Origin of the sequence: Sinomicrobium pectinilyticum (assembly GCF_003725735.1) — a bacterium.
Lineage (GTDB): Bacteria > Bacteroidota > Bacteroidia > Flavobacteriales > Flavobacteriaceae > Sinomicrobium > Sinomicrobium pectinilyticum.
The window spans coordinates 47470-66702 of sequence record NZ_RJTM01000114.1 but is presented as its reverse complement, the minus strand read 5'-3'; the positions used below and the strand labels follow the sequence as shown (position 1 = coordinate 66702).

Sequence of the window (19233 nt, the reverse complement as noted above, 5' to 3'; positions counted from 1 at the left end):
AATTCAGTTTAAACATGCTTTAAAGCCACAATCAAAATAAATTAACCTGAAAACAATGTTAAATACGAAAACAAGAATAGCGGGAGGACTTTTCATACTGTTCCTCTTTTGCCAGGGGCTATGTTACGCCCGGATCACCATGCCCGGAGTATTCGGGAATGATATGGTTTTACAAAGGGGCATAAAAATTCCGGTTTGGGGAAATTCGGACCCCGGAGCACACATCATAGCAGAATTGGGAACCGTGCGTGCAACCACAAAAGCCGATACCGAAGGAAAGTGGATGGTCCGGTTTCCGAAGTTCAAGGCAGGCGGTCCCTATACCCTTAAAATTTATGAAAAGGGAAAACCTGCCGAAGGTTTGGAACTGAAGGGTATCCTCATCGGGGATGTATGGGTGGCTTCCGGGCAATCCAATATGGAATGGCAGGTGCAGCAATCCGCAGATGCAGAAAATGAGATCGCAAATGCCAATTTTTCCAATATACGCTTCCTTCCGGTAGCACATGACAAGAAATTAATCCCGCAAACGGATATTTCTTCCGGAAAATGGCAGGTATGCGACAGTGCCAATGTAAAGGAGTTTTCGGCCGTAGCCTATTTTTTTGCGAGGAAGATACACCGGGACCACAATGTCCCCGTAGGCATCATCCAGAGTACCTGGGGGGGAACACCCGTAGAATCCTGGACAAGCCGGGAAATGTTGCTTTCTTCCCCGATATCCAGGCAAGCCGTGCTGGCCAATGATACGCTCAGGGACCCCTACGATTTTGTACAGGACAGCCTGAATGTCATACGCTTTTGGGATATCGTCTTGAATCCTCAGGATAAGGCAGACAAGATAGTACCTTCGACGGAATACGACGACTCCGGCTGGACCGAAACGGAAATGCCCCGGTTGATCAAAGATTTCGGGATCGGGCCCTACGAAGGGGTGATGTGGCTGCGCAAAAAGGTACTATTGCCGGAGCGTTTTGAGGGCAAAGACCTGGTAGTGAATGTGGGACATCCGGAGTTTAACTATTCTCTGTACTTCAACGGTGAGGAGATCTGTAAGGCGGTCTGGAACTCAAATCCAACCCATCGGTATACCATTCCCGCCCACCTCGTAAAAAAGGGGGAAAACGTGGTTTCTATCCGCCTGGCCATGATCTGGAACGGCGGAGGTATCTATCCCCCGGCCGACAGCCTCTATATCACGGACGGCTCTTCAAAAATATCTTTAGCCGGAAAGTGGTTGTATCAAAAAGATATCGAACCCGCCCTTCCCAGGATCATGGATTATCATTACAGGCCCGCGGTATTGTTCAATGCGATGATCAACCCGGTCATCCCTTACGGCATCAAGGGATTTATATGGTACCAGGGAGAAGCGAATGCCCCCGAAGCGTATCACTACAGGAAGCTTTTCCCCATGCTGATCACCGACTGGCGGGAACGCTGGGGCCAGGGCAACCTCCCCTTTTTGTATGTACAACTGGCAAATTTCAAAAAGAGAAAAGATACCCCTTCGGAAAGTGATTGGGCAGAGCTCAGGGAAGCCCAGACGCTGACGTTGTCACAACCGAATACGGGAATGGCCTGTATCATCGACATAGGCGAAGCGGATAATATCCACCCCACAAACAAGCAGGAAGTAGGCCGGCGACTGGCTCTGATCGCCGATAAAATGGTATATGGACGGAACGACCGTATCGCATCCGGTCCCGTGTACAAAAGCGCTAAAACAGAAGGAAACCGGGTCCGCATCAGCTTCACCAATACCGGTTCGGGACTATCCGCAAAAGACGGGAGACAAGTAACAGGTTTTGCCATTGCGGGAAATGACCGGAAATTCCATTGGGCCAAAGCTGTGATCGAGGGAAATGAGGTGGTCGTTTATTCCGATAAGGTGGTCAGTCCGGAAGCGGTACGCTATGCCTGGGCCGACAACCCCGAATGCAACCTGGTAAATTCCGAAGGATTGCCTGCGGTCCCTTTCCGGACAGATGACTGGAAAGGGATCACCCGGAAATAGAATCCAAAGATTGGATGAAAACGAATAATAAACAGTTTAGTACAAGGCAAAATTCAATTTCGCTGGATTTTCCTCGATGTTGCACCCCGTCCCTAAAGGGTGAATTGAGGAAAATCAGGTTCCCTTTAGGGTTAGGGTAAAGCTGATTTTCCGACAACTTGCTGAAAAACAAATTTTGTCATGTACTAAAAACAAATAAAAACAACCCGAAATGAAAAAAATAAATCCGGCCGGGATTCTGGCCATACTTTTTGTAATAATAGCACTTGCCTCTTGCAGTAGTAAAGAAGGAGAAATAGCCCCCGTGCTCGACGTTTCTTCGAATAAGGCTGATTTCACAGCGGAAGGAGGAGATGTAGAAATAACAATAACAAGCAACAGCGAGTGGAGTATTAGTAACCCGGTCTCATGGTTACAGCCGAGTCAGACAACAGGTAGCAGCGGAAGCACATCCGTAAAATTAAGCACAGAAGCTAATGGCACCGGTTCAGCCCGGGCCTCCGTATTGGAGGTTGCCGCGTCAAACGGCCAGGTGCGCAGGATTAATGCCTCACAGGGTTCGACGATCTACCCCTCTTATAATACTTCTCCGCTGCCGCCCGATGCCACAGGGATGAGCAGCAATGCCGTGGAGCTGGCGGCCAAAATGAAACTGGGCTGGAATATCGGCAATACCCTGGAAGCCACGGGCGGTGAAAATGCCTGGGGTAATCCGAATATCACAAAAGAATATGTCGAGGCTGTTAAAAAACTGGGATTCAACGCCATTCGTATTCCCTGTGCCTGGGATCAGTATGCAGACCAGGCGACGGCAAAAATAGGACAAGAGTGGATGAACAGGGTCAAAGAAGTGGTAGGATACTGTGTAGACAATGACATGTATGTAATGCTCAATATCCACTGGGATGGTGGCTGGCTGGAAAAAAACTGCACCCCCGAAAAGAAAGATTCGGTAAATGCCAAACAAAAAGCGTACTGGGAACAAATAGCAACAGCCATGCGCGACTTTGATGAGCACCTGATGTTTGCCAGTGCCAATGAGCCAGACGTAGATAATGCTGAAGAGATGGCGGTACTCCATTCCTACCACCAGACCTTTGTCAATGCCGTTCGGGCTACGGGCGGTAAGAACAGCTATAGGGTGCTGGTGGTCCAGGGACCTGCTACAAATATTGAAAAAAGCAATGATTTGATGAACATGCCTACAGATGAGGTAGACGGCCGTATGATGGCTGAGGTACATTATTATACACCTTCTCAATTCTGCATCCTGTTCGACGGCGACAAGAGCTGGGGCAAGATGGCCTATTACTGGGGTGCAGATAACCACTCTGCCATTGAACCCGACCGCAACGCCACCTATGGGGAAGAGGATGAAGTAGATGCATCTATGGCTTTGGCAAAAACGAAATTCATCGACAAAGGAATCCCGGTAATCCTGGGCGAATATGGGGCCTATCGACGTCACGAAAGTGAGCATGTCCCCCAGGACCTGGAGACACACCACAATGCAGTAGATCATTGGATCGAGTATGTAACAAGGAAGGCCCTGGCGAATGGTTTGATCCCTTTTTGGTGGGATACGGGAGTTGCGGTGGATAGAAACAACGGTTCCGTAAAAGACCAACGTACCATCGATAAACTTTTTGAGGCAATAGAATAATAAAAACCTGCCCGTATTTCAATTAAAAATAACTCATGATAAGTAAAAAAATCACATGGCTTGCCTGTTTACTGTTTTTACAGGTAAGCCTGCTCATAGGTCAAACCACCTATAAAAATCCGGTAATCCCCGGATTTCATCCCGATCCGAGTATCTGTAAAGCCGGGGATAGTTTTTATCTGGTAACCAGTACTTTCGAGTATTTCCCGGGAGTTCCGGTTTTTCACAGCAAAGACCTTGTCAATTGGGAAAAAATAGGACACTGCTTAACCCGGCCTTCACAAGTGAATTTGGAGAAATGTCGCGCTTCGGGAGGTATTTTTGCACCCACCATCCGTTATCATGACGGGGTTTTTTACATGGTCACTACAAATGTAACCGGCGGGGGTAATTTCATTGTGCACACCACAGATCCGGCCGGCGAATGGTCAGACCCCGTGTGGTTGAAGCAGGGGGGGATTGATCCTTCGCTCTATTTCGAGGGTGATAAGTGTTACCTCACCACCAATCCGGATAACTGTATCTACTTGTGCGAAATTAACCCATTGACGGGTGAACAACTTTCAGAGAGCAAAGCAATCTGGAATGGGACAGGAGGGCGCTACCCGGAAGCCCCGCACATTTACAAAAAGGACGGGTGGTATTATCTGTTGATCTCGGAAGGAGGCACAGAGTATGGGCACAAAGTGACCATTGCACGTAGTAAGCATATCGACGGACCCTATGATCCGAATCCCGCCAATCCCATTTTAACGCACATGAACGCGAATACCCAATCACATCCGGTCCAGGGCACAGGACATGCGGATCTGGTTCAGGCCAACGACGGTTCCTGGTGGATGGTGTTCCTCGCTTTTCGGCCACAGTCCGGGTTGCACCACATGCTGGGCAGGGAAACCTTTCTGGCTCCCGTGAGATGGGACAGGAATGCGTGGCCGGTTGTTAACGGCGATGGTACGGTCGATTTAAACATGGATGTCCCTACTTTACCGTTGCAGCCGTTTCCCCGGGTATCGTACAGTTCCGATTTCAACAAAGATAAACTGGGGCTTGAATGGAGTTATTTGAGAAACCCCAAAAGCGAAAATTATTCGTTAAGCGCGAGAAAAGGTCACTTGCGTTTAAAGGCAACGCCGGTATCGCTCGACGATCTTGATTCGCCCACTTTTGTCGGACGCAGGCAAGAGCATATCAACTTTACTGCCACTGCTGCCACAGAACTTTTTGATGCCCGAAAAGGAGACGAATCAGGGATCACCGTATTTATGAATAACACATCGCACTATGACCTGTTTGTAACTCAGGATGAGTCGGGGAAACGCGTTTTGAGCCTGCGTTACCGCCTGGGGGCATTGTCCCATACTGCTCGTGAGATTTCCGTGCCTGAAGGAAATGTCCACCTGCAGGTCCGTGGCGATAAAGACTATTATTCATTTGCCTATTCGACTAACGGCAAGGATTTCGAGACTTTGGATAAAGTGGATGTACGCTATATCAGTTCCGAAACGGCAGGTGGATTTACAGGAATATACCTTGGTCTGTTTGCAAGTTCGGGCGGAGGATCTTCCAAAGCCTATGCCGATTTTGACAAATTTGTTTATACGCCGGGAGTTGTAGACTGAAATTATCGTGTTACCCACAAGGCAAACGCATTATATATGGAATAGTAATAGTGTTACAGTTCGGAGTTTTGGAGTTGAAGGTATTTTTTTTGTTACAGGTTGCGGGTTATATGTTTGGGTAATAGCATTTAACAAACCTGCAACATGTAACATGTAACTTGGAATTTGCCCTGGTGTTACCCGCTCCAATCAGAATAGCGTTATTTTTTTGTCATGCATTAAAAATCAATATATCAAATGAATAGAATTTTTTTATATATAGTCTCTATCGTGTTTTTATCAACCGGTGTTGGTATGGCGCAGGTCATCCATGTAAAGTCGCCCGACGGGAAGATCGACATGGCTTTGGAAAGCGGAGAGAAGATTTTGTGGTCTGTCAAACATGAAAATACGGAAGTTATTGCTGCTTCTACTATTTCATTGACACTTGACAGCGGAGAGGTTTTAGGAAATAATGCAAAAGTCATCAGTACTAAAACTTCAAAAGTCAGCAACACCTTTGCCACACCTGTTTATAAAAAGGCAACGGTAATTGACGAGTACAACCAGGTCGTAATAAAGTTTAAAGGCGGTTTCGGTTTGATTTTAAGAGCCTATAATGACGGGGTAGCCTACCGCTTTTTTACCAGTAAGAAGGGACAGATCATTATTGAATCCGAAGAAGCCAATTTTAACTTTAATAAAGATCATAAAGCCTTTGTTCCCTACGTGCGCGATCTGAGGGAAAACGATATGTATACATCTGCTTTCGAAGTGATGTATACTCAAATTCCTCTTTCCGGATTTGTAAAAGATTCACTGGCTATTTCCCCGCTCCTTGTTGATCTGGGAAATGGAAAAAAGGCGGCCATTATAGAGGCTGACCTGGAAGATTATCCCGGTATGTTCTTAACACGCAATAATCAAACACAGCAAGGCTTGAAGGGGGCGTTTGCCTGTTACCCGAAGGAAGAACGCCTGGGAGGCTTTAACAATATGAACTACATGGTGGTGAAGCGGGAACCTTATATGGCTAAAACAAACGGTACCCGCAATTTCCCGTGGAGAGCAATAATAATAAGTGAAAGCGATAAAGACCTGTTGAATAATGACATGGTCCAAAAACTTTCAGCACCTTCACAAATTGCTGATGTAAGCTGGATAAAGCCGGGTAAAGTGGCATGGGACTGGTGGAATGACTGGAGTATATCGAAGGTTGATTTTAAGGCCGGAATCAATACGGAAACCTATAAGTATTATATTGATTTTGCCGCAGAAAACCATATTGAATATGTGGTGCTGGACGAAGGTTGGAGTGAAGAAAACAATATGCTGGAAATTTCACCCGGTATGGACATCGAAGAAATCATCAGCTATGCGAATCAGAAAAATGTCGGGATTATCTTATGGGCCACCTGGTATGCCATAAATCAGGATCTGGATAATACCTTTTCTCACTATTCAAAATTAGGGGTTAAGGGCTTTAAGATTGATTTTTTAGATCGTGATGATCAGAAAATGGTAAAATCTGTTTATGACATTTCAAAAAAGGCGGCCTCTTATAAACTCCTGATCGATTTCCACGGCATTTATAAACCTACAGGTATTCAGCGGACCTACCCTAATGTGGTCAATTTTGAAGGGGTCAAAGGTCTGGAGAACGTGAAATGGACGCCGAATGATGATATGCCGTATTATGCGACCTGTATTCCCTTCATCAGAATGCTGGCGGGGCCTATGGATTATACACCGGGAGCAATGCGCAATGCAACAAGAGCAGATTTTCGTCCGAGCAATTCCATGCCGATGAGCCAGGGGACCAGGTGTCACCAATTAGGGATGTACATCATTTATGAAGCACCCTTGCAAATGATGGCAGATAGCCCTACGGCATATATGAAAGAACAGGAAAGCACTACCTTTATTTCCCGGATCCCTACCACTTTTGACGAAACAGTTGCCCTCGATGGCAAAGTTGGCGAATATGTTGCTCTGGCCAGGCGAAAGGATGAAAAATGGTTTGTAGGTGGTTTAACCAATTGGTCGGCAAGAGAAATATCGATAGACCTGTCTTTCCTGGGAGAGGGAACCTATTTGGCGGAGATTTTTAAAGACGGGGTTAACGCAGATAAAGATCCCACGGACTATAAACGTGAGATAATTAAAGTAGTAAGTACCGATAAACCGGTAATAAGTATGGCTAATGGCGGTGGCTTTGCAATCATAATCAGACCGGAAAAATAAGGCGTGTTTGCATGCTGCACTGCCATTCACCGGTAGCCCGGGAAAATTTATGCATAACGAAGGCAGCGGCCAATATAACCGGCCGGTACTATACCTTGTTTTGATTTCAAAACAATTATAAAGTCCAAATAGTCATAATGACAAAATAAAAATTAAAAGCTAACTTTGAGACATACAGTGCTTGCTGATACGTATAATAACCGTTGAACAATCAATAAAAAAAGAATATGATCAGGTATTTACTATTCGGAACCGTTCTGGCCGTATGTATGGGGTGTAGCAGAGTAGCACCTCCGACTGCCTTCGGGCCTGTGCCATCCGAAAACCAGATGAGATGGCAGGAAATGGAATATTATGCATTTGTTCATTTCTCACTGAACACCTACACCGACCAGGCATGGGGATATGGTAATGAAGATATCAACCTGTTTAATCCCACGGAACTGGATGCCCGTCAGTGGGCCCGGATTTGTAAAGAAGCAGGGATGAAAGGCATCATCATCACGGCTAAACACCATAGTGGCTTTTGTTTATGGCCGTCGGAGTATACGGAGTATTCTGTAAAAAACGCTCCCTGGAAGGGCGGCAAGGGGGATGTGGTCCGCGAACTGGCCGAGGCTTGCGAAGAATACGGTTTGAAATTGGGCATTTACGTATCTCCATGGGACAGGAATCACCCTGATTATGGAAAGCCGGAATACATCACCTATTTCCGAAACCAGATAAAAGAGTTACTGACCGATTATGGCCCCATTTTCGAAATATGGTTCGATGGCGCCAATGGAGGCAACGGTTATTACGGTGGTGCCAATGAAAACCGTAAAATTGACCGTACGACATATTACGACTGGCAGCCGACGTATAAAATGATCCGGGAGCTTCAACCCGACATTGTTATCTGGAACGATGGCGGCGACAGGGCGGACCTGCGCTGGGTAGGCACAGAAGGGGGCTTTGTAGGGGAGACCAACTGGAGTTTATTGAACGGTACAGGCGACGTGGAGTGGGAGATGTTGCATTTTGGCCTGGAAACCGGCGATTCGTGGGTGCCGGCTGAAGTAAATACCTCCATCCGGCCGGAGTGGTTTTATCACCCGATTGAGGACGACAAGGTAAAAACAGTACCGCAGTTAATGGAGACCTATTATAACTCCATAGGGCGCAACGGCACGTTGTTGCTCAACTTCCCGATCATGCCCAATGGTCTGATTCATGAAAATGACGAAAAAGCGGCATTGGAATTTGCGGCAACCGTCGAGGCTTCATTTGCTGAAAACTTAGCCAGGAACAAGCATGCGATTGCGTCGGATGTCCGCGGTAAAGCCAAAGAATTTGGAGCGGATAAGGCGTTAGACAATAATAAGGACACATACTGGGCAACGGATGATAGCGTAACAACAGCCTCCCTGACCATAAATTTTGAAAAACCAACCATGGTCAACCGGTTCCTTGCACAGGAATACATCCGCTTGGGGCAACGGGTGAAAGCCTTTACGGTGGAAGCCCTCGTGGACGGAAACTGGAAAGAACTGGCCAAAGGAACGACCGTCGGGTATAAGCGTTTCCTCAGGTTTCCCGCTGTTGAGGCAACGAAGGTTCGTTTCCGTATTACCGACTCGAAAAGCTGCCCGGTAATTTCCAATATCGGGATTTACAATGCGCCGTTATCTTTGAATCCTCCCGCCATTATCCGGGATCAATCCGGTGAAATCACCATATCGACCGATGATATAGGGCCATATTTTTACTATACATTGGATGGAAGCGAGCCTACCCCGGAATCAAAAAGGTATACAGGCCCGGTCCCGACAGACGGGAAAGTGGAAGTAAAAGCCATTGCCTATGATCCTTCCACGCATAAAAGCAGCCCTGTGACTATCGGGAAATTTGACATTTGCAGAAAGGATTGGAAGATCGTCGGAACCGATGACCATAAAGCATACGCCGTTCTGGACGGAAATACAGCTACCACCTGGCGTCAAAGCAGGGACAAGAAGATGCCCGTTGATCTTGTCATCGATCTGGGAGGTCTGCAAAATTTGAATGGTTTCAGGTACCATCCGGACCAGAGCATGTGGGAACCCGGCATCATTACCAACTACGAGTTTTATGTGTCCGATGATAATAAGAAATGGAAACTGGCAGACAAGGGAGAATTCTCCAATATCAAAAACAATCCCGTTTGGCAAACCAGAATGTTTGCACCTCAAAAAGCCCGTTTTATCAAGTTCCGGGCATTAAAGAACACTGAGGGCAATGATAATATAGGATATGCTGAAATAGATGTGGTCACGGACTGATTTAAGCTGGAAAAACACCATATCCCTTGTGAACTCCATACTTAAAAAATAAACAAAATGACAAATACGCCAGAACAAAATCTAAAAAAGCATTCAATTACTTTAAACGAAGTTTCGCAACCAATTGCAAGCTATGTGAATTGTGTAAGAACAGGGAATTTATTATTTCTTTCAGGTAAAGGCCCGATTAAAGAAGACAAGACTTATGTAACAGGAAAGGTAGGAAAAGACTTGACCATTGAGCAAGGAAATGAAGCTGCCCGTTTAGTTGCAATCGATCATATAGCCGTTCTAAAAGACGAACTGGGAGACTTGAGCAAAGTAAAAAGAATCGTTAAAGTTTTCGGTATGGTTAATTGCACAAGTGATTTTATTGACCAGGCAAAAGTTATCAATGGATATAGCGATTTAATGTTTTCCGTTTTTGGCGAAAAGGGACGACACGCCAGAAGTGCGGTAAGTATGCACGCATTACCTTTAAATTTTGCCGATGAAGTTGAAGTAATTGTTGAAATAGAAGATTAATTCAATACTTTTTATTTTATAACCATAATAAAGATTCAAAATCGATGCGTATAAAAACATATATTATAGATGCTTTCACCACAGCGCTTTTCAAGGGAAATCAAGCTGCTGTCTGCCTGCTTGAAAATGAACTTGATGAAAATACAATGCTCAATATAGCAAAGGAGTTCGGGTTTTCGGAAACCGCTTTTGTTGTAAAGCAAAATACGGATTCCTTTTCCATTCGCTACTTTTCACCTGCACAAGAAATTCCGTTATGCGGACATGCCACATTAGCTTCATCCAAAGCCTTATTTACGGAGTATGAAGATCTGCCCAAGATCACCTTTTATACCCGTTTTGGCCATGTCTTGAAAATCTTCAGGAAAGAGGAATTAATAGAAATGTATTTTCCGCTTCATGACACAGAAAAATCAACTGCAGATGAGGAAATTAAAAAAGCATTGGGTATAAGCGAAATTCTTAACTGCGAGTATAATAAATTTCATAATATACTTTTAATGGAAATACAAAGCGGCGTAGTACTTCAAAATCTAAAACCCGATTTTTATGCACTGAGGAATATCAAAACAACCGTTAGTGGCGTGCTGTTAACTGCTAAATCAGTGCATAAAAATTATGACTACGAATACCGGTATTTCTTTCCCTGGTCAGGTGTTGACGAAGATCCTGTAACAGGTGGAGTCCAAAGTTTTTTAGGCAAGTATTGGGCAAACAAATTGGATAAAAAAATAATGAGGGCTTACCAAAGTTCGGCCCGTACAGGGAGTATGGAAGTCGAATTGATGAAAGATTCTGTAGTGATCAGAAGCAGTGCCGTAATATTTTCGTCCGGAATATTGCATTTGCCTTAGTTGGCCCCCACCCGGGCAAAATATAAACGAAACAGACAACTGCTATTGTTTATATATATAATGCTGTTTTCGCGGATGAAGCCGAGTTTTTTAGTTTGAAAAGAACCTTATGCCAATCGGACAGTTCTCACAAAGAATGTAAAATACGCCCATTAATGCTATAATGAATGAAACAAAAATTTTATTGATCTTAATTTGTGTTCAAACAGGGGCTTTGCGCAATGGGAGAAGGAAGTGTAAAGTTTAAGAATTTCGCTTACAAGCCATTAAAATAAATAAATGATGAGAAATATAATACACGCTATCTGCATGCTGTGCTGTTATTCACTGATAGCCCAGGAATCATCTGTTCGGGACAGCCAAGAGCCTGTTGCCGAAGGAAAGTTCGAACCCACGTGGGAATCCTTGTCTGTTATCGAACGAGAACCCGAATGGTTCAAAGACGCCAAATTCGGGATCTATTTTCATTGGGGGGTCTACAGTGTACCGGCTTATAGTTCGGAATGGTATCCCCGGTGGATGTATGTTCCCGGCAGGGAAGACTGGGGAGGCGACATTTTTGAACATCACCGGAAAACATACGGCCCGCTATCCGAATTCAATTACCACGATTTTATACCGATGTTCACCGCAGAGCACTTCGATGCGAAAGAATGGGCCGGGCTGTTTAAAAAAACCGGGGCCAGGTTTGCTGGTCCCGTCGCACAACACCATGACGGATTCGCCATGTGGGGCAGCAAGGTGAACCCCTGGAATGCCAAAGACATGGGGCCGGAAAAAGATATCCTCGGGGAGTTGTTTGCAGAACTCAAAAAAAGTGACATCAAAACGATTGCTACCTTTCATCATGCCAGACTTCTCCAGAGATATGCAAAGGATACTTCCAATTGGGCGGGTAATAGGCCGGACCCCGGCTGGAACAGCCACTACCCTTACCATCCGGATTATGTCACCTCCACAACCGATCCGAAGCTCAGGATGCTGTACGGGAACATGCCGGCAGACGAATTTCACGAGTACTGGTTGAACCAGGTAAATGAAGTAGTCGATGTGTATGCACCCGACATCATCTGGTTTGATTCCTGGCTGGATGAGATACCGGAAAACTATCGTCAGAAAATGGTTGCCCATCACTTTAACACAGCCGTTTCAAGGGGACAGGCTCCCATAGTGGCTTATAAACAAGAAGATTTGCCCGCTAATGTGGGGATATTGGACATTGAGCAAGGTGGGAAAACAGAAATTTCCGAAGACTATTGGCTTACGGATATTACCCTGAGTCATGACAGTTGGTGCTATATCAACGGACAAACCTACAAGCCGGCATCCCTGGTCATCAGGAACATGGTCGACGTCTGGAGTAAAAAAGGTATCGTGTTACTGAATATTTCTCCTAAGGCCGACGGAACGATCCCCACAGAACAAAGGAGCGTCCTGGCCGCTATCGGAGAATGGATCGATAAACATAAAGAAGCTATTTACGGGACCAGGGCACACTCCATCTATGGCTACGGGGATGCCGAATTCGAAAAGGGGCATTTCGGGGGGCAGTCCGCAACGATTGCCTACTCTGAAAAGGATATCCGGTTTACGGTGTCAAAAGACAAAAAGTACCTGTATGTATTTTCATTAGGGCTTCCGGCACCTGGTTCGGATCTTGTAATTCGTACTCCAATCGAATCCGGGATTAAAAAAGTATCCGTACTGGGAAGCGGAAAGGAGTTGAGGTGGACGGTAACGGATAATTTGTTAACGCTTACAACACCCGGTTCTTCCGACATGAATGAGTTGGCGACGGTATTTAAAGTGGAACTGGAATAATAAAAGAAGAATATGAACCGGAAAAGTGCCGTTTTTCAGCGAATTAAAAAAATTTAAACAAGCTCAATATAAAGTGAAAAGAATTCGATTAATTTCATCATTGTTCCTTCTTTTCGTGGTGCTTGCATCATGCAACAAAGAACAGCCCGATGATAATACCAAGATCCCTTTCGATTTCGACTGGAAATTTGCCCCGGAAGATCACCAGGGCGCAGAACAACCCGGGTTCGACGATTCCGGCTGGCGTATACTGGATGTACCGCACGATTTCAGTATCGAACATCCTTTCGACTCAGCCTATGCCACTGGCCCAGGTGGTGGCTATACGTACAGCGGTATCGGCTGGTACAGAAAAGCCTTCAGGACAGCGCCCGGGTTTTTAAATAAAAAGATCGGAATACTGTTCGATGGCGTGTATCGCAACAGCGAGGTCTGGATCAACGGGCAGTACCTCGGTATACGGCCCTATGGATATTCTTCCTTTTATTATGACCTGACACCACACCTGAATCCGGAGGGTGAGGAGAATGTCATTGCCGTAAAAGTAAATACCAGCGAACAGCCCAACTCAAGATGGTACACCGGTTCGGGTATCTACCGGCATGTCCGGCTGCTTGCCAGAAACAGGCTGCATATCGATCAATGGGGCGTTTTTGCCCGCACGGTCGATGCCAGCGAAGATGAAGCAAGTATCGATGTTTCCATCGAACTGCGCAATGAGAACGATACCGACCGGCCCTGCACGGTCATCACCAGGCTTATAGATACCGAAGGAAAAGAAGCCGGAAAGGCCGGATCGGAAATCGAAGTCAAAGCCGGTCAGCCGCTGAAAATCGACCAGGACATCCGGGTCACCAGGCCTTCATTATGGTCCGTTGAACAACCTCACTTATATCGTCTGGAGGTGGAAGTCCGGTCGGATGGTACCCTAACGGATAGCTACACGACCTCTTTCGGGATCAGGACCTTCGATTTCGATCCGGATAAAGGCTTTTCCCTTAATGGAAAACACGTAAAGCTAAAGGGCGTAAACAACCACCACGACGGCGGGCCATTGGGCGCGGCCGTACTGGACTATACCCATAAGCGGCAGTTGGAGATTTTGAAGGAAATGGGCTGCAACGCACTAAGGATGAGCCACAACCCGCCTTCGCCCGAATTGCTGGCCTATGCCGACAGCCTCGGTTTTGTGGTGATCAACGAACTATTCGACGAATGGATGGACGGGAAAACGCCTGCGGGATATGCACCACATTTTGAGGAATGGTATGAGAGGGATATAGAAAACTGGATTAAGCGTGATCGTAATCATCCGTCTGTTATTGCCTGGAGCATAGGCAATGAGCTTAGGGAGCAGTATAACAAGGACAATGCGCTGAAAATTATACCCATGCTGCTCGATGCGGGGCGCATACACGACAACACCCGTCCCTTCACCCTCGCCTGTAACGAAATCGTAAACTTCAATGACTTTGGAGCCCTGGAATTGCTGGACATCGTAGGTTACAACTACCAGGAAGCTTTTTATAAGGAAGACCATGAAAAATACCCCGATCGGGTGATTTATGGCTCCGAGACAGTGATGTACCCTTACCACGACCACAACGCATGGCAAATGCGATCGTACCAACAATGGCTCGACGGCCAGTTGGAGGATTATGTGGCGGGCGAATTCCTTTGGACCGGTTTCGACTATATAGGCGAGGCAGGTATTGGCCATGTAGGTACCGGGTTCGAATTCTGGAAAACCTGGCCCGAATGGCCCTGGAGGGGAGCCGATTGCGGGGTGATTGATATGTGTGGTTCTCCCAAACCCGGGTATTGGTTCAGAAAAGCATTATGGAATGACGAACCCATGGTGTATATTGCGGTACAAACCGATGAATCGGCAAGGAACAGGGAAGTTAGTTCGTTCTGGAACTGGCCCAAAGTGGAGGCCCACTGGAACCATGACAAAACGGGCGATACACTGGCTGTCCATGTATATACCAATGTGCCCGATGTAGAACTGAAACTGAACGGAAAGTCTTTGGGAAGCCGGAAATGGGACCTTAAGAACGAAGCTTTCCTGTTCTGGGAAGTACCCTATGAACCGGGCAAGCTGGAGGCCATCGGGAAAACGGAAGAAGGAAAGACCGTTTCCTTTGCCGTTCAGACCGCGGGAGAACCGGCAAAAATAGTGTTATCACCAGACCGGAAAACAATAAAAGCCAACAAACAGGATTTAAGCTACGTAACCGTGCAGGTAGTGGACGCTAACGATGTGCCGGTTCCTTTTGCCGGCAACATGATCGAATTTGAAGTGGAAGGTGCGGGCAAACTCACCGCAGTGGGTAACGGGAATCAGCAGAGCCATACCCCGTTAAAAGGAGATAAAATGGAAACTTATCTGGGGAAATGCCTGGCCATCATACAGTCAACAGACCAAAAGGGCGAAATAATCATTACCGCAAGGAGCGGAACGCTGCCGGTGGCTACGGCTACCTTAAAGGCTGAATAGACCGGTATTATATAACCAATGGTGTTATAGATAAAAATTCACCTGAATAGTACAACTCAAGAACAAACCTAAAAAAGCAATACCATGAGAACACATTATTTCTTGCTGATCGGTTTTATTTTCGTTACCACAATTTCTTTCGGACAGTCCGAAGAGGAAACAGAGATCAGGCGATTGGAAAAACATTGGACGGAACTGCTTGACCGGGGGGATACGACTTCGCTGTTGCGAATATGGTCTGAAAACTATGTGGTAAACAACCCCAATGGAAAAATTGTGACCCCGAAAGATATTGTGGCACTGATGAAAAGCGGACATAAATTCCCTGCTGTTGAGCGGATCATCGAGCGAATAACCTTCAATCGGAATATTGCCATAGTCATGGGCAAGGAGTTACAACAGCCGGCCAGCATGGTCGCTGATCGGGATCAATGGATACCGAGAAGATTCACCAATGTATGGATAAAGTCTGAAAACGGGTGGCAGCTGGCCGCACGGCAGTCCTCAAGGCAAATTGTGGAATAATAGTCAAAATTGAAATAAAAGAGAAATGAATACATACAAAAAGGCGGCTATGGGGAAATGGATGTTGATAGCTTTATTCACTATGGTTTCCGTCGAATTGGTAACTGCCCAGACTGCCATGATAAACATACAGTCCAGGGACCGGACAAGCCTCAACGGCGAATGGAAAGCCCTAGTCGATCCGGCCGGGCGCGGCGAATACCTCCGGGTATGGCTGGAGAAAAAACCGCAGAAAAAAACCGACTTTTTCGAATATTCGTTTGAAGGCGCCCCCGTATTGAAAGTGCCGGGCGACTTCAACTCCCAAATGCCTGAACTCACCTATTACGAAGGCACGGTCTGGTACAAAAAACAGTTTACCTCTTCCCTTCAGCCGGGGAAAAGGCTGTTTGTTTATTTCGGGGCGGTGAATTACCTGGCGGATGTGTACCTCAACGGGGAGAAAATAGGAAGCCACGAAGGTGGTTTTACCCCTTTCCAGTTTGAGATTACCGGCAAAGTCAGGAAAGGGGAAAATTCCCTGATCGTTAAAGCAGACAACCGGCGCCTGAAAAACGGTTTGCCCGGTACAGGCTACGATTGGTTCAATTACGGCGGCATCACCCGGGATGTCGACCTGGTGGAAACCAACGGCACCTATATCGAAGACTATTTCATTCAGTTAAAAAAAGGCAGCCTGGACACCGTTCAGGGGTGGGTCCGGCTAAACGGGCCGGAAACAGTGCAAAAGATCAACATACGGATTCCCGAACTCAACCTCGTCTATAGTACAAAAACCGACGGTAAAGGCATCGCCCGTGTTGAATTTTCTTCGGATTTTGACCTGTGGTCGCCCGAAAACCCCAAACGTTACGAAGTGATCGTTGAAAGCGAAACGGATACGGTTACAGACCAGATCGGGTTCAGGAGTATCGAAGTACGTGGGGACGAAATTCTGCTCAACGGGCAGCCTGTATTCGTGAAAGCGGTGAATATCCATGAGGAAAACCCGTACGAAGGGAAGCGGGCCTATTCCACAGAGGATGCCCGGCAGCTACTTACTCCTGCAAAAGAACTGGGTTGCAACCTTGTACGGCTGGTGCATTATCCACACAGTGAGCACATGGTGAAAGAAGCCGAAAAGATGGGCCTGATGGTGTGGAGTGAACTCCCCATATATCAGCATATCCGATTTTCCGATAGCCTTATGCCGCAGAAAATGAAGAACATGCTCCACGAAATGGTCCGCCGGGACCGGAACCGCTGCGGGGTGGTCATCTGGGCGCTGTCCAACGAAACCTACCCCGGCACCCCCGGCCGGAACAAAGCCCTGGCAGAGCTGACCCGGAAATGCAGGGCAGCCGATCCCACCCGGCCGGTTACCCATGTGACGAACACCCAGAGCTACGAAAACAACACCTTTGGGATAAAGGATTCGCTTTACCTGCATTCCGATATTGTTTCGATCAATGAATATATCGGCTGGTATATCCCCTGGCAAGGCAGGCCGGCGGACACCAGGTGGAACATTGCGTTTCCTGATAAGCCCGTGTTTATTTCGGAATTCGGGGGAGAAGCCTTATACGGAAACAATGACGGCCCGGCTGACGAAGCCGCTTACTGGACGGAAGGATACCAGGAAAAAATTTATACCGACCAGGTAAAAATGTTCGGTACGATACCCAACCTGGCCGGGGTGTGTCCCTGGCTATTGTTCGATTACCGGTCGCTCGGGCGGATGCACCCTGTCTATCAACAAGGCTATAACAGGAAAGGGTTGTTGTCCGAGAACGGCGATAAAAAGAAAGCCTGGTATATTATGAAGAAATATTTCAAAAATAAATAACATAGCAATTAGTAAAATGAATAAGATCAACCTGTTACTGGTATCATTGGCTGTACTGACTTTTGCCTGCAAAGGCTTCTCAATGCAGGCAGATGACATTCCCCGGAGCTTTAACCGGAATCCCGACTTAAAAGACCTTGGCGTTCGTGCCAAAAAAGTAGAAAGTATGGATTCTTTGCTACAGTCATTTGTAGATGAAAGAAAGCTGAACAGCGTTGCCGGCTTTGTAGCAAAGGGGGGAAATATAGTGTACAAAAAAGCATTCGGTTGGAAAGATATGGAAAATCAGCTTCCGGCGACCACAGATGACTATTATGTACTGTTTTCACAGACCAAAGCTATCACTACGGTTGCGTTCATGACCCTGGTCGAAAAAGGCCTGGTGGCCATAGATGACCCGGTGTCGAAATACTTCCCTGAAATCCCGGACCGGGTGGTAACAAAGGTTCACGAAGACGGCACCTACGAAACCAGGCCGGTTCAATCGCCCATGACCTTTGTTCACCTGATGTCCCATACATCCGGCCTTAATGCGGGGCTTGTTGAGGAGATCCGCCGTTCCGAAGGTCAAAAAACAGGTACGTTTGCCGGCTTTGGCGGTGCTATGCCCGAAAAAGCGCCCGACGGGCAACACAGCTTTGGCGGCGACTATAATGCAAAATACCTCGAAGACGAGATGCTCGACCTGGCAAAATATCCTCTCGGCTTTGATCCGGGGACGGCATGGAATTACCACGTGAGTACCAATATGCTGGCCTACCTGATAGAGCGTATTTCGGGGAAACCCCTGCGCCAATATGTGAAGGAAACGGTCCTGGACCCGCTGGGCATGACGGAAACCGATTGGTATTATGGAAAAGATGCATTGAAGCGTTTTGTAAAAACTTATACCATGGAGGAAGGTGAGCTGAAGCCTGGTTCACAGATATATGTGGAAGGCGCGGTCAGCAGCGAACAGACCTATTGTGAGGGAGCTATCGGGTTGAACGGACCCATAGAGGATTACGCCAGATTTTGCCAGATGCTGTTAAACAAAGGAGAATTCAATGGCCATCGAATCCTGAAGCCCGAAACAGTAGAGCTCATGACCACTGTAGACCGGCTTCAGGGAGTGGAGGCCTGGGGAGAAGGTTTCCGGTTTGGTTTAGGGTTTGAACTTTTCAATGAGATAAAGAAGCCCGTACCCGCAGTTTCCAATACGGCGTTTGCCTGGGGAGGGCTGTTTGGCACAGAATATATCATAGACCCGGAAAACAATATGATTGCCTTGTTCTACATAAACATGTACCAGCGCGATCCTCTATACCCTTTATTCCTCGAAAAGGTATATGAGTTGTTTAACTAATGATAGATGATTC

At 46.7% G+C, this 19233-nt stretch carries 12 protein-coding genes; all 12 read left to right on the top strand.

The annotated features are described in order from the left end of the window. The first annotated feature begins 55 nt into the window (after positions 1–55). Entirely contained in the window at positions 56–2017 is a 1962-nt protein-coding gene (locus ED312_RS17215) for a sialate O-acetylesterase (protein ID WP_123217265.1), read from the top strand. 211 nt (positions 2018–2228) lie between these two features. After that, on the top strand, positions 2229–3680 hold the full coding sequence (locus tag ED312_RS17210) for a cellulase family glycosylhydrolase (protein ID WP_206363277.1): 1452 nt from the start codon (positions 2229–2231) through the stop codon (positions 3678–3680). Positions 3681–3715: 35 nt separating this feature from the next. Next, the gene (locus ED312_RS17205; RefSeq protein ID WP_123217264.1) at positions 3716–5302 is read left to right on the top strand and encodes a glycoside hydrolase family 43 protein; all 1587 of its coding nucleotides are present in this window, start codon (positions 3716–3718) and stop codon (positions 5300–5302) included. Between the two features lie 237 nt (positions 5303–5539). Then, the gene (locus ED312_RS17200; protein WP_123217263.1) at positions 5540–7525 is read left to right on the top strand and encodes a glycoside hydrolase family 97 protein; all 1986 of its coding nucleotides are present in this window, start codon (positions 5540–5542) and stop codon (positions 7523–7525) included. 227 nt (positions 7526–7752) lie between these two features. Further along, positions 7753–9825, top strand: a complete 2073-nt coding sequence (locus tag ED312_RS17195; protein WP_123217262.1) for an alpha-L-fucosidase — start codon at positions 7753–7755, stop codon at positions 9823–9825. 57 nt (positions 9826–9882) lie between these two features. Continuing rightward, a complete protein-coding gene (locus ED312_RS17190; protein ID WP_123217261.1) occupies positions 9883–10350 on the top strand; it encodes a RidA family protein in 468 nt (155 codons plus the stop codon). Between the two features lie 44 nt (positions 10351–10394). Next, a complete protein-coding gene (locus tag ED312_RS17185; protein WP_123217260.1) occupies positions 10395–11204 on the top strand; it encodes a PhzF family phenazine biosynthesis protein in 810 nt (269 codons plus the stop codon). A 279-nt stretch (positions 11205–11483) separates the two neighbouring features. Then, positions 11484–13025 (top strand): alpha-L-fucosidase, encoded by a 1542-nt coding sequence (locus ED312_RS17180; RefSeq protein ID WP_123217259.1) that lies wholly within the window; start codon positions 11484–11486, stop codon positions 13023–13025. 73 nt (positions 13026–13098) lie between these two features. Then, positions 13099–15525, top strand: a complete 2427-nt coding sequence (locus ED312_RS17175) for a glycoside hydrolase family 2 TIM barrel-domain containing protein (RefSeq protein WP_170164548.1) — start codon at positions 13099–13101, stop codon at positions 15523–15525. 84 nt (positions 15526–15609) lie between these two features. Next, positions 15610–16050: a nuclear transport factor 2 family protein gene (locus ED312_RS17170; protein WP_123217257.1), complete on the top strand. Its 441-nt coding sequence runs from the start codon at positions 15610–15612 to the stop codon at positions 16048–16050. 25 nt (positions 16051–16075) lie between these two features. Continuing rightward, complete coding sequence (locus tag ED312_RS17165; protein WP_240643130.1) at positions 16076–17875, top strand: glycoside hydrolase family 2 protein; 1800 nt, start codon at positions 16076–16078, stop codon at positions 17873–17875. A gap of 16 nt (positions 17876–17891) precedes the next feature. Next, positions 17892–19220, top strand: coding sequence for a serine hydrolase domain-containing protein (locus ED312_RS17160; RefSeq protein WP_123217256.1), 1329 nt, complete (start codon positions 17892–17894; stop codon positions 19218–19220). The last annotated feature ends 13 nt before the right edge of the window (positions 19221–19233 follow it).

What these genes read in the sequence shown, in the direction of transcription:
- ED312_RS17215 (WP_123217265.1), top strand. Translation starts at nt 56, where the DNA reads ATGTTAAATACGAAAACAAGAATAGCGGGAGGACTTTTCATACTGTTC.
- ED312_RS17210 (WP_206363277.1), top strand. Translation starts at nt 2,229, where the DNA reads ATGAAAAAAATAAATCCGGCCGGGATTCTGGCCATACTTTTTGTAATA.
- ED312_RS17205 (WP_123217264.1), top strand. Translation starts at nt 3,716, where the DNA reads ATGATAAGTAAAAAAATCACATGGCTTGCCTGTTTACTGTTTTTACAG.
- ED312_RS17200 (WP_123217263.1), top strand. Translation starts at nt 5,540, where the DNA reads ATGAATAGAATTTTTTTATATATAGTCTCTATCGTGTTTTTATCAACC.
- ED312_RS17195 (WP_123217262.1), top strand. Translation starts at nt 7,753, where the DNA reads ATGATCAGGTATTTACTATTCGGAACCGTTCTGGCCGTATGTATGGGG.
- ED312_RS17190 (WP_123217261.1), top strand. Translation starts at nt 9,883, where the DNA reads ATGACAAATACGCCAGAACAAAATCTAAAAAAGCATTCAATTACTTTA.
- ED312_RS17185 (WP_123217260.1), top strand. Translation starts at nt 10,395, where the DNA reads ATGCGTATAAAAACATATATTATAGATGCTTTCACCACAGCGCTTTTC.
- ED312_RS17180 (WP_123217259.1), top strand. Translation starts at nt 11,484, where the DNA reads ATGATGAGAAATATAATACACGCTATCTGCATGCTGTGCTGTTATTCA.
- ED312_RS17170 (WP_123217257.1), top strand. Translation starts at nt 15,610, where the DNA reads ATGAGAACACATTATTTCTTGCTGATCGGTTTTATTTTCGTTACCACA.
- ED312_RS17165 (WP_240643130.1), top strand. Translation starts at nt 16,076, where the DNA reads ATGAATACATACAAAAAGGCGGCTATGGGGAAATGGATGTTGATAGCT.
- ED312_RS17160 (WP_123217256.1), top strand. Translation starts at nt 17,892, where the DNA reads ATGAATAAGATCAACCTGTTACTGGTATCATTGGCTGTACTGACTTTT.